The organism is Nocardia sp. CWNU-33 (assembly GCF_046764895.1).
Classification (GTDB): Bacteria; Actinomycetota; Actinomycetes; order Mycobacteriales; family Mycobacteriaceae; genus Nocardia.
This window is the reverse complement of record NZ_JBKOQN010000003.1, coordinates 337,610-351,767: the sequence shown is the minus strand read 5'-3', so window position 1 is coordinate 351,767 and position 14,158 is coordinate 337,610. Positions and strand designations below refer to the sequence as shown.

Below are 14,158 nucleotides of genomic sequence, written 5' to 3'. Positions count from 1 at the left end.
GATCATGACCCATTTGGTACATGCTCACACCGGCTATTACTGGTGTTGTGGGTGCAGTCACTCGATGCGGTGGAGGCATTCATGGCACAGCACTGCGCCCTCATCATCAGCGGATACGTCGCCGCGATGGGGAGATCTGAACCAGCGAAGAACCTAGAGCGGCTGATCGTAGGGAATACGCGAAGACGCTAGGTCACCTGGTGGCTGAGCAACTGCTGCCCGGAGTCCCTCCGGGCGTGCAGAACATGATGTTCGGGTACATGCCCGACGCGAAGATCGAAGGAATGCGGCGCGCGGCGGACGCGTGGTCGGACTCGGCAAACAGGCTTGCCGGGGTCCTGCACGGCATCGAGGCTTCGCAGGCGCGTGCGGTGGCGGCGGCAGCGAACGGTTTCACCGCTGAGGCGATACGCAAGCAATATGGGGAGCTCGCCGAGGGCACGCGTCGGCTGATGAAATACAGCGACAGCATGGCCGAGCAGTTGTATGAGGCTGCTACCGAGTTCGAGCTCGAGAAGTACATGGTGATCGGGATCGCGTCGGTGTTGGCGGCGCAATTGTCGTGGGACTTGGCGATGGGGTTCGCCGGGGTTGCGCCGGCCGCCGCGCATCGGGCCGCTGCGGGTGCGGCAATGAGCTTGGCGTGGCGCCGTCTGATGGTGGCGATGGCCGTGCGGGGTGCGGTGATCGGCGGGTTGATGATGGGTGGGGTTCGTGGGATCGCCGAGGGTATTCAGGTCGCGCATGGGGACCGCGAGGCGGTGGATTGGAAAGCGGTGAGGATCGCGGCCACCGCCGGCGCGGTCGGTGGGGGGTTCGGTGGGGCGGTCGGTAGCGTCGTCGCGCCCGCGGTGACTCGCTTGGGGGCGAACGCGGTGTCGAAGACTGCACAAAATGGTTGGCGGGTGGCTGCGGTGGTGGCGGCGGGGGTCTCCGGTGGTGCGGTGGGTGGGTTGACGGGTGGTTTGACCGCGGGGTATCTGACGGGCAATTACGGGAATCTGGCCGACATGGTGTTGATGGGGATCGGTGGCGGGCTGGTCGGTGGTCTCGGTGCCGGATACCGGAGTGTGAGGACTGCGGGTTACTCGGGTGTGTCGGTAACTGGAGATAGTCGCAACCGAGCGGCGTCGGACCTCGGAGGTATCGAGCACACCCCTTCGAGCGCAAGCGAACCCGTCACCGGGGCCGGTGAGGGACAAGCAGCTCGCCCCGACGGGATAACCCCGGAAATGATGGCCGCAGGTAAAGAGGCCGAAGCAGTTGTTGTCCGCGACCTCACCCCCGAGAACATCGCGAACATGAAACCACGAGAAGCCCGCGCTGCCAACGAGCTCGTGAAGAATCGCACCGAGCCGCCCGGTGGGGCACGTCGGTTCGAGCCGATAAACGAGGCCAAACTCGACCAATTCGAGCAAATGGCCCAAGCCGGAGCCCGGGCCGAGCTCGACAAACGCAACCTCGGCGAAATAAGGCTGCCCCTCGACGCCCCGGGCAGGCCACCAAGCCCAGGCACCCCGCCCGCCACGCTCGGCCACGGCAACGTCCACCCTCCGCAAATAGTCAGCCCCCATCCTTCGCCACCGCCAGGCGGTGGCCAGCTTTCGCCGGGAGCACGGAACGCGACAGGCACGGTATTCGCACCAGCCGAAGGCAGTTTGGGCAGGCCGACCGCCTCGACCGGGCAGGTCATCGCACCCGAGGGCGCGGTACGCACTAGCCAGGACGGACCGGGCCCCGGTGCCGTCGCGGATGCCCCGACGCATCAACGCCCAGTCGCGGAAGCGACGCCGCAGGAGTCCGGGGCCCGGGTCGAGAACGAAGGCAAGATTGCCGGGAAGCCCGAGGAAAGCGGTCACGTATCCACCACAGAGGAGGTCGCTGCCGCGGATATCGAACTGGCCCTGCCAGCCGAATCAACCAGCACGCACGACAATTCGGTCTCCCAGACCGGGCAGGATGCTCCGGGGAACACAGCTGATCGCGCGCACGGGGACTCGCCACCCGCCGGCGATGGCAGCGGCGAGTTCGTGCCCGCGCAGGAAGTAGCCCCAGGCCTGCGCAACTGTGTTCCGGAGGCGTCCTCGCGCATCAATGAGCACATCAAGGAACAAACCGGGAAAGACGCCTTCGATCTGTCCGAGATCGGTGATCGAACGGCCGGATCGCAGGGTGTGAGCGGTGACCGCGTCGCAAGAGCACTTCGCGGGGATTGGCTGACCTACCGCTCGCCGCAGGCATTGATCGAGCACGCTCAACGCACCGACGGGTCGATTTTCGGTGGTGTGCAGTTCAAGAATGCCGGAGCACACGCGTTCGCGGTCATCAAGAACGCGCAGGGGCACATCGAGGTGCACGAGCAGGTCGGCAACATGGTCCGCAAAATATCCGGCGACACGGTCGAACACTGGAGGGTTGACACACAAGGTCGACAGGTCGGCGAGAAAACCACGAAACGCGTGGAAAACGCTGTCGAGCAATGGCTTCAAGATCTTGCGCCACACGTCGAGAGCACGCACGGCATCGGCTTCAACGCCGACGGCACCGCAGCGTTGCCGCTCAAACCCGGGGAAGCGCCGAGAGGGCACGGTCCACGGGACCCGATGAAGGGGTACCAAACGGGCGGTGGTGCCGACGTTCTCGAGCGGCCGGCGTCCAAGCTGGACCACAGCGAGCACGTTCTCGTAGAGCTCGAGTTCCGTCGATCCAAGGACGCTTTCGAGGTGGCGCTGGCGGAGATCCGGGGCGAGGGACCACCCGAGGCCACACCATCCGCTCCGCCGCACCCCACCCCCGACCCGAGCAATCTCACCCCTCCGGCAACACCGAAAACAATTCCGGATGCCACGCCGCCCAGCCTTGCCGCAGACACGAACAACCCTGCGCCACAAGCCGACACACCGCGACCCGTTCCGGAAGTAGCGTCGCCACGTCCCGCCACAGAAGCAAAAAACCACAGCACACGGACAGCCGCGCCGCCGGTTCCCGAAGCCGCGTCTGCCAGATCGCCACGCGTCACCACCGATGCGATCGGTGTTGCCCCACCGGCGGCGACACCGAAGGTTTCGAACGCCGCCCCAGCCACCCCGCCACACGCCACCCCCGACGCGATCAACGCTGCACCACAGGCAGCCACACCTAAGGTTTCGAACGCCGCCCCAGCCACCCCGCCACACGCCACCCCCGACGCGCTCAACGCTGCACCACAGGCAGCCACACCTAAGGTTTCGAACGCCGCCCCAGCCACCCCGCCACACGACTCGAACAGCATTGCTGTGCAAGCGGCCGCATCGAAGACGGATCACACTGCGCCCGCGGCCCCGGTCCTCGAAGCGAACAGCGCTGCGGCCGCGGCAGTCTCGCCGAGAACAGCTCCGGACCTCACACCGATCGGCGCTATCTCGGATCCGAACAGCCCCATCGCCCCCGCAGTTTCGCCGAAATCAGCTCTGCCCACGTCGCCACAGCACCCTCTCGCCGAGGTAAACAACCCCGCCGTACAGGCGAACCAACCGAAGCCACCTTCCGATCCCGTACCATCCACATTCCAGCACGCCCGAACCACCGATAGCGCTGCGCCACTGCTGATCTCGCCGAATGCGGTTCCCCACGACGGACTTCCGGCATCAGATCGACTTGCGCACCCGGGTGCCACTCGCACGTCGACGGGTCCGACGCACCCCCTCGGCACGATGACCGGCCGACCAGATGTCGACGAACGCCCGGGCGATCCCGAGGAATCCCCCCGAATAAAGCCCTCCTATATCCCGGATCCTCGCCCCGACCACTTCCAAGATCCGCATAAACGCAACGTGGGGGACGTTCCGGAGGAACTGCCCATAGACCATGAGCGCCCAGAGCCCGGCTACATAACGCTCCCCGGCGTCTCGGGCGCGCCGGAGCAGGAACAACCTCGGGATATCGAGCCCCTGATACCGAAACCGGTCGCCGATCCGCCAGGACATCTGCCCGCCATCACATCTCGGCGCAACACGTCTCCATTCATAGACCCCGAGGAGTCCGATGACCGAGACAGCGGAGTCTCACCCTCGAGCGACCCGGAACCGCCTCCCGAGATCACCCATTCAACGCCCTTCACTGATCGGATCTCGGACCATCTATCCGCCGACCCCGCAACCCGAACCCACGAATCCTCCCCACCCCACTACTCCCCCCGCCCGAATACCCTGATCCCAGGCGGCCCCCAGGACCCGAAAACCCGACCCGGTTTCCACCCCGACGACCTCGGCTACAACCGCGATATCAGCGGAATCCCGCAGATCGGCGGTCTGCCACCCCGACAACTCGCGAAACCGGGCAAGCCGGTAGAGCAACGCCGACCTACCCCATGGGCCACGGCGACAATGGGCGACGAGCCGGATCGCCGTAAGAAACGCCGCCCCGCCAATGAATCGGCCCCGCCGCCACAGGATCCGGTAAACCCTCACGCACCAGCGTTGGTACCTGCCGTCTCCGAGCCAATGGAAGCAAAAATCGAACGGCTGCACGGGATCCCTGTACACCGCCAGCAGGCCATCCAGGAATACGCCAACAAGCACAATCTGATCATCACCGTCCGCCCCACCAATCCGGATGCCGTGGCCCGGATCAATGCCGGCCTCCCCGGCAAGCCGGAGCTCGTGAAATCCAAGTCGATCAACGACTTGGACGTCGAACTCGGTGCGAAGCCGGGCAGCCAAGGTTTGGTCGGGTACTTCGTGTTCCCCGAATCCGCATCCGAGCCCGGCGAGCTTCGTCTGCCACCGCGCGACGGCGTCTCGGAGGAACACTGGAATCAGCTCGTCAAACGGCTGGATGAGCGCCGGGCAGAGTACGCGGCGCTCAGGGCGAGTATGGACAAACACATTCACAAAGGCCGATTCGTTGTCCGCGAGGGCATCGTGCACGGACGCAATGATGCCGACGAATTCCTACCGCTCACCGGCGATCACGACCTTTTCGACATCCGCCATGCCGGCGGGAGCCGACTGTCGCCGTTGGAGAACTTCCAGCACTTCGATCAAGCACACCTCGCGGATATGGGTGTCCAGCATCCACCACTGGCGTACTGGAACCCGACATCACAAGCCGACTGGGACATGTACATCGGACTGATGAGCCAGCACGGGGCAAACGGTGTGCCACTGGTGCAATTCCGACCGGATCAGGATCCGGTGCTGACCCAGGTGACCCCTGCCGAACGTGCCGAGATCGCCAAAGACCGTGCTGTGGTGCTGAAACAAGCGCTGAACGACACAGAAGTTCGACTCGATCAACTGATCAGAGGACAGAACGAATCGCTTGATCAGGTCCGTGAACTGCTGGACCAGGCTCGCAACATCAACCAGATGATCGCCTGGAATAGCACGGAACTATCTCTTCCCGCGAAAGAAGGGCGGTTGCGGCCATTCCGTCGGCGCAGCGGAGGCAACCCCGGAACCGGTGACCCCGGCGTGGTCTCCTACCACGACCTCAATCAGTTCCAGGACGTTTTCGGCCGCCCCGCCCGCCGACGCATCGGCGGCCCAGTAGCGGGACTCTCAAAGAGAGACCCCTTCACTGTGTACCGCTGGGACCCCAACGGCGACGGCCAGGACTACGGCCAACCTCCGAAACCCGAGGCTCCCGGCGTGGCGGGATCGCAGGAGATCGATTTCGAGAGACTGTGGTTGGTGCACGAGATGGTCAGGGAGGAACGTGATTCCACTGTAGAGGCGGAACCCGGTTCCACGAAAGAACATTCGGATCACGCGGCACCAGACAAGGAGCGGGCGCAAAGACTGAATAGCATGCTCGGCGGGTTGGGCGATTTGTTAGCCCTCAGAGAAGAACCGCCGACAGCGATCACAACAGAACGACGCGAGTTGCTGACAGCTCACTTCGATGCGGTAACGCAGTGGTTGGCGGCTTTGATAAATGCGAACAATCTCACCGAACATATCGACGCATCCAACGAAACTCCGCTGCGTAATCCGAGCAAAATGGCCGGGCCCGAAGAGACTCCTCAGTTAGATTATTTACACCGCCGAGCGAAGTACGTCTCTTATCAGAAACGGATGCAGGCCGACGCAGTTTACCGCCATCTAGTAGCCGAGCGCCAGGTTGCTGACATCCTAGCGAGATTGGCCTCGGCGCAAACGGGCAATCCGGCGAGCTCCGAAGACCTACGGCTACTTGCGAATATCGAAGCGGCGCAAGTGGAGTCCGTACTCGCTAGTGTCGCAACGGAACGCCGTTCTATGCCAAGAGGAACACCGGGCTACGAACGCCTGAGCGGCATGCTCGGATTTCTCAACAGGCTGTCGGAGTTGATGGATGGACAACAGCCGGGGGTCACATCCGAGCAGCTCGGATTGCTGGTAGATCACTTCGACGCGGCCCTGGAGTGGGAGGCAGCATCGATCTACAGAAGAAACCTCACCAGGGTGATGGACGAGGAAAACCTCACCAAAGAGAAATTTTGGCAGGTCCGCGACGTTCCTGATCACCAGCTCCTTGCCAACGAGGCGCTCGATCGTTATCGGGCGGCCGACGCCAGGGTACGTGCGCTCGCGGTCGAGTTGGCGGCAGTTCCATCAGCCGTCGCGCCCGATTCTCGAATAGCGGTGCAGTCCGAGCCGGCGGAGCCAAAGGTGAGAAAGGGCGGAAGCCCTGCGACAGAAAGACCGCGCAGCCGTGTCTGGGCGGATCACGGCTCGGCTGCCGGGTTCAGCGATAAAGGCCTGAAGCCAAAGCCGAATCAGGATGCGTTCGAGATCGTGACGGAGATCATCAACGGTGATCCGGTAACGATGGTGATGGTGTTCGACGGCGTGGGGTCATCGCAAGAACCACATCGTGCACCAGAAGTAGCGGCAAAAGCGGGGAGGGAAGCTTTCCAAGCTGCTGCGGCAGATGCCACAACGGGCGGGCGATTCGATCCGCTGGCGACGGTGCGGGCGGTGACCGAGGCCGCAAACGCTGCCGTCATCGAGCAGGCGGCGGAGTACCCACCAGGCGAACCCACAAAGCAGTATCCCGAAGGCCGACCCCACCCACTATGCACAGTTGTGGTGGCGCTGGTCCAAGCGGGACGAATCTCCGTTGATTGGGTCGGTGATACGAGGGCATATTGGCTTGCATTCGATGGTGGCCCCTCGTTCAAGCTGACCAAAGACGACTCGGAGGCAGAGCGAACCAAAGACGCCGCGAGAGTCGCCCGAACGAAAGCGAAGCTCGCCGCACAGGCGGCGGAGCTCGGCAAAGGAGGGCCGCCAGCTGAGGCACTGAAGCTCGCCAGAGTGGCAGCGGAGCTCGACCTGAAGGCGAAGCTCGCCGAAAAGCAGGCGGTAAAGAAGCAGAACAGCCATGGAATCTACCGGTGCCTCGGCTATAGCTTGCCGGAATCAAACGCCAAATCCCTTGCTATCACCCAATTCACTCCTGAACGCATGGCTGAATTTATCGACGGCTCAGTCGAGGAACGCGAGAAAATAGTTGAGACAACAATTCCCAGCCTGACCGGCTCTGGAATCTTGCTAGTGGTTACAGATGGCGTCTGGGACAGAACTCCCGCCGCCAATGCGCTCGCGAGCATCGTCAGCGCTCACCTGAACAACCTCCTTGCGGCGGCGAGAGCGCTCTGGCAACGCGCGATGCAGACCGGAGGGCACGACAACATCACCAGCGTGTTGGTACGCCACGAAGGCTTCGAGACCGGCATAGGGTCACCCGAGCGCGTAGCGGTCGAACCCAACGGACCTCCGACGCCAGTGGACAACTGCCCGGCCCAGCCGCCCGCACCTGGGAAGTCGGCTGTCGGTCGATCCGGCCCGACCTCATCGGCGCAGACCCGACAGTCGCCAGGAAACGTCGCACCCAGCTCCCATTACTATCCCCCGAACGGGTTGCCGGAGTTTAATCTGTCGGACCGCCGACCCAAAAAGCCGGAAAGTGCAAAAGATCGTTTCACCAAAGCGTTAATGGGCTACCACCACGACGAAAACGATCCCCGAGCCAGGAATTGGGGTGAGGTTCAGAACCTGCGAGATCGCGAAGAGGCAGGGCGCAGCGACCCAATTAGGAAAACCGTCGAGGAAGCTGTGTCAGACCCCGTCCGCGCGGAACAGGCGCCGCCGGGGGTACCAGAGGACGCTCACAGCGGCGATACACCGCGGTCCGAGTCTGCACCGAAGACGCCGTGGACCCAACGCCTCTCTTCGACGGGCGAGCAGGGAGACCAGGAGAGCGCTCCACCCTCTGGTCAACACACCGCCCCGCAACCTGATCCCGCTCCGGCACCCGAACAGAGCAAGCCGACGCCGTGGCAGCGGGCCACGGCGAACCAAGCGCGGCAGAAGGAATCGTCGGCACCCGCCACAGCAGGTGAAAGCGAAAACACCTCGGCGGCAAGTGGGCTGCGACCTGAGGAGGCCGTATCGGGCATCCTCGTAACCCAGGATGTCGGGGAGATCCCGGTGCGCACCGCCCTCGGCCTCGGGGACTCCGCGGACCAGCAGCCGGACAGCCCGAAGAAAGTTCCGGATCAAGCCATTCCACAGGAAGTATCGACCGAAGGAGCGGCGAAATCAGCTGAGGTCGAAACGGATCCCGGCGGCGTCCGAGAGATCTCGACTCGAAGCGACAACATCGGTGGCGGCACGGAGACCATCGCAGGAGCCAAGAATGTTGCGGTACCTGGTATATACCAGCCACATCCGGGATCGGACTCCACCATCGAACAAGAAATCTCCGAACTACAAGCAGCGCTGGGTTTGCACACGCCCCTTGACCTTCTGCTCGAGGTGACGCTGTATATCGAGGACAAGTTTCGCGATACCGCCATCGTCGCGGGCCAGGATCTGGCCGAAATCCCCAGGCTCTTCGGCGATAAGGAATGGCTGGCCTGGATGAAGGCCCGCTCGTTCACCCTGCAGAACCTCGATCAGGATCTGAGCGTGTCGTTCATACAAGAGGTGCATGCGCTGCTGTGTTTGCAAATAACACCGGAGCACGCCCGCGATTTCGCCGAAGCGAAGAATCCCCATCACGGCAAGTTGGCGTGGACGCCGAGCGAGTACGAGCGGTCCGCGCTCGAGGAAAACCCCTGGTTGACCTACATCCCTGGACCTTTCTGGCCATGGGAACACGGATATGTGTTGTTCCCTGCGGTCGAAGGCCAACCCGGGGCTCGGCAGTTGCGGGTGCTGAGCGAGCCGTTGACCGAAGCAGAGAGAGCCGTCATCGACGCGGATCCACTGCTGGGATACGTGCCGGCGGTACCGAAGCCCCACACGCACGGAGTCATCCTGTACCCCAACTTCGGTGGCAAGGCAGGAGGTCGTGCGGAGGTGGAGGCGATGTCCGACTGGTACAACGAGGCACGCCGAACACCCGGTTACGATCCGTACAAGCTAGCGGCGGAATTGCAGTACAGATCCGTGTCCGGCCACACCGGCAAGGGAGACTTCCACGGTCGGCTGTCACGGATCCTCATGAACTGGTCGCTGGCCAAGGACGGCGAACCTCCCAGCGCCATACCGGAATTCGATAACGACCTGTTCACGCGGCGACAGGATTGGGTGGCGGTCGTACGAGCAAGCAGCATGCGCTACCAGCTGTGGAAAACACAGGTCGAGCAGCAGGGCGCCGTAGTAGACCCAGTGACGCTCTTTGGTCTTGCGCAGCTACAGCAACGCTACCGGCAGATCGGCGGCGCCCCGTCGCCCTTCATACCGGGAAGATTGCATGACATCACCGCTTACCAGCGGTTGCACACATGGATGACCTCGGACGGTGACCCCGACACCGCACCGCCCCTCCCGGCCCCTGAGGAAGCGTTGTCGGAAGCCGAGGAACGCGGTGACCTCGAGGTCGTTCCGCCGGCAGGGGCCCCCACAGCGACCGAATTGCCGACCGGTGTCCTTGGTCAGTTGGCAGACCCGTCTCCCACCGCGCCCGCTAACCACTCTCTGACGGCTACGGACGACACCGTGGCAACAATCCGCCCAGGGAAGGGCGCGATTCCTCCGGGCCTCGTTCCGAGGGATGCCAAGCCCCCAAAGCCCAGGCCGCCGGCCGGTAATCCGAAGAATATGCCGCACAAGGTAATTCCGAATAAGCCGGCAACTGAAGCCGAAACACCAGCCGACTACGGAATCTACCCCTCGGGGATCCAGGACATCTTGATCCAGCTCGATAATACAGACGGCAATCTCCAAGTCATCAAGTCGTCCAAGGCTATTGTCATCAAGGAATATCGGAAATTCTTGAAGTCGGGAGAAGAATCTACCCACCAGATTTTAGTCGACGAGAAGATTGCCCAACTCGCAAACACTGGCATGACTCCGGTGGATGCCGAACCGATTGCGAGGCAGCACGCAGAAGATTCGATCCGTAGCGATAGGGTCCGAGCTGACATTTCTCGGTTCGCTACCGACCGGACCATTCAGTGGGTGAACAGACTGAATGAACTGCGTAAGAATCTGTTCGAAATAGAAAGGCGATCAAGTGCGCTCCTGGCCACCGATCCGAGCCTCACGGGAAAGGGTGGTGATCAGTGGCGGAAAGGTATAAAAATGCTTCGCGCAATTCTGACCACGCCGTCTACTGATCGCATTAAAGGAAAGGACGCGACAGGACTACCGATCACTCATAAAATGTCCAACTCGGACACAATTGCAAACTACGAACTGATCATCAAAGAACTAGATATCGAGATCCGACTGGCAGAAGACTTCGGCCACATAGTATCCATCGGTCGCCACACCGAAGCAGCAAACCAGGCCGTGTCCAATAGAGGCGCGTCGCCGACGTCGGTCAGCAATCCATTGTCCAAAATTGTCCAAAGGGCTTTGACCGGCGGAGCGGGCCTCGGCGGCGATCCAGAGGCTTCCGAACATGCTGCACGTGTGATCTTCACGCGATATGCGAGATACCGGCTGACGACGGAGCGAACAAACTACTACAAATTTCTCAACGAATACATAGAGAAGCTCATACACAGCGGCGAGTCTACGGAGACGGCCGAGCGGATCGCTAAACAGCATGCAGAGTCTTACATTCGCCGGGAACGCACGCAAGACGATCTCAATAAAAAGGCACTAGCTCGCACCGAAAAATGGGTGAACCAGAATCTGACGCGCGCCTCGCGGGCGGGTTCCGATCCCATCAGCCGATTTGCGATGATCTGGCAATACGAAAATAACATTCCGTCGGAGCTCAGTCCTGACCTGAACCTGGTGCAACGCACTCCCATTGACCGCCTTGGTGTGATGCGCGACAGCCTCGACGAATTCGATAAGCGCGTGGCAACACTGCTGGCCAAAATGCCGCACCTCGCAGACCACGGCGCAGACAAGTGGCTGACATTTTCTGAGAATATCCGCTACGCGATCGCCGATCTGGCCGCCGACTTTTTTGAAGGTAAGACCGAGACGGGACAACCGATCACCGAAGACAAGCTGGATATTGGTCGAATTCTCGGCCAAGATGCAAATATTCAAGGCTTACTCGGCGAGATCCAGGTAGCCGAGCAGTTCAAGCGTATCGACTTCGTGGGCAAGATTGTGCACCTCGACCTGCCAGGCGGAAGACGCATAACCTCTGAGGTAGATATCGTCGCAGACGGAGGACGCACCTGGGTCGAAGTCAAGTCCATCTCCCCCAACCGGCAAGTCGATTCGTTAGGTTCATTGGTGGGCCAAGCACGCGAACGCCTCCGCATTGCGAATGAGAACCCCGATTACTTGCGAGGCGGCCGCCGGCCGCGGCAGCTGATGATTTTCACGGACTACGTTGACGTTGAGGCCATGCAGCAGATCGAGGCCGTCGAGGCCCCGGGTGCTCCCGGATACCGCTTCAAAGTGACAGACCTCGCGGCTCGTGCTGCCGCTGCCGCTGCCGCTGCCGACAAGCAGACACCGGCCCGCCGCACGCATTCATCAGGCGGGAATGCGTTCCCGATCGGGTCCGAGTTGGACCTCGACCCAAATTCACATCGTAAGCCGTACAGGCATCCGTCGGTTCGCGAACAGATACGCAGGGTGACAGAACTCAACGTCTTCGGCGGTGGTTGGGTACGTGGGGGGCCGCAACCTGAGCCGCAGAGCACACTGCCTCCTAGTGTGCGGAATGCGCTCGAGACCGCTGAGAACGAAGCGAACGAGGTCGTGGCCGAAGCATTGCGCGAGGCCAAGGCGCTCGGCGCGGATACCACCGACATTGGCTGGAAGGATCCCGCTGCGATCGATCAGCTGTTCAAGAATCTGAAGGTTCGACAAGGTTATCGATACGGCGCGGTGCTGCGGCGGCTCGTCGCCGACGAACTGTTGTTCCGTGTGCTGGCCGACGACAAGGCAGTACCCAAGGCTCGCGAGCAGTACCTACTACTGAAACCGCATATCGACGCCTTTCGCCGGTATGTGACCGGAGTTCGCGAGGCGTTGGCGGTTATGGTCGCAAGACAGTTGCCTCCGACGGAGGACGCGGTCATGGTCGCCGAAGGCGTCTGGATGGTCCGGGGCGAGCGAGTTGTGGTCATGTCTCCGCTGCTCGGACAACAGCGCATGCTGGACACGGTGGCACCGGCACTCCGGGAATGGGCGGTGAACGAGGGAATTCCGATCGAGTATCTGCGGGTGCAAATCGACGATGAAGGCCAGCTGTCCGTCGAGCCGGTATCAGGTGTCTATAACAAGAATGAGAACCTCCGGTACTACACCGATCGCGACGACATCTTTTGGATGAACAGCCTCACCGACGAGCGATCGTTTACCGAGAAACTAGCCGACGCGCAAGCCTCGGGTGAACGTACACGCGAGGTCCTCAAGAGCACCGTTGCCGATGACACGATGTCGCAGCAGGTCGTGTTGATCATCTACAACAACGGTTACATGGTGATCGAGAAGACCGTTCGGACCAAGGAGCACGCCGATGCCGAGGAATTGGGGTCGCTGACAGCGAGAAATGTCGGGGCGCATGCCGCAGAAGTACTGCGGGTCAGCGACCTTGTCGTGCTCGTGCAGTTCGTACCGGGAGTCCTCGCGGATGAGCTCGGAATCCACGGCATAGATGGCTGGCAGCACTTTTTCAATCTTCCGAGCGCGCGGCGTGCGGGATTAGGTGACACCCTGACTCGACCGTGGGACCGTCACGAGGGCAAAAACTGGCTACTCGAGCATCTCGTCCATGCGGTGGTTTTCGACTTCAGCAACGGGTTCGAAGCGAGATGGCCTGCGGGCGGGTTCGCGTACCACTTCTTGGAGTTACACAACCGAGAGCTGTGGTGGAAGGAGCACCTTGTCCCACCCGCGGAACTGGAGGCCGACCGGCAGCGAATCATCGCCTCGGAATCGGCATTCGTGCGACGGCGCCAACCGGACTGGTATCGCGAAGTGCTGGAAATCTTCGCCATAATCGAGGCCAACGCGAAGCAGGACATCGCGTCGCCGAGCACCGACCCCGCCGATGCAGTGAAAATTCTGACAGAGCTCCGCGACGACTTGGCCTATAGATTGGGCCTTGACGACCAGCAAGCCAGTCGGGCCGAGCGGGAACAGATGATCGCGGATCTGAGACTGGAACTTCGGAACGATGAGACGATGCTGGGCCACGTCGATATCCTCGACAGGCTGACCAAGGTGCTCCTACACGCGCAGTTGAAGGAAGTGAGCGCCGAGGAACTCGATGACGACAAGTGGCCGGGACTGACCGAAAAGTTCCTGGAAGGCCTGGCCCAGCGCATCGCCGACCTGGAGACGGGGGCGCGGTACCCGAACCCGAACGGCGAATCCGACGAGGAATGGCAGGCGCGCTTCGAACATGAAATCCAGGCGACCATAAACGAATCAGTACCGGACAACGGTTCACCCACCGACTCCGCATAGCTAACAACTCGCGGCCGCGTGCCACGCCGGGTCGACTGCCACGGCAGATCGCCCGAGGTGAGTTCTGCTGAGCTGTTTCGTCGGACCGCATGGGTCGTGACGGCGACGGTCTGCCGATCCGCTGACAACTCGAAGGGTTTCCCAGCAATGGGAGGAGCTCCTTCAGCAATCGCGATAGCTGGAGGACAATCTCTTTCTCGGTTCCACAGAACCAGGTTTGAAGGGATTGCCGGGCATGGGCGAATCGTTGGAGGTCGATCCAGACCTACTACGGGCGCTAGCACCGGAGCTCA

General features: G+C 61.8%; 1 protein-coding gene. It reads left to right on the top strand.

What is annotated here, in order from left to right; translation table 11 throughout:
- Positions 1 to 200: 200 nt before the first annotated feature.
- A complete protein-coding gene (locus tag ACLMAL_RS05630) occupies positions 201 to 13,865 on the top strand; it encodes a hypothetical protein (protein WP_411998089.1) in 13,665 nt (4,554 codons plus the stop codon).
- Positions 13,866 to 14,158: the final 293 nt, after the last annotated feature.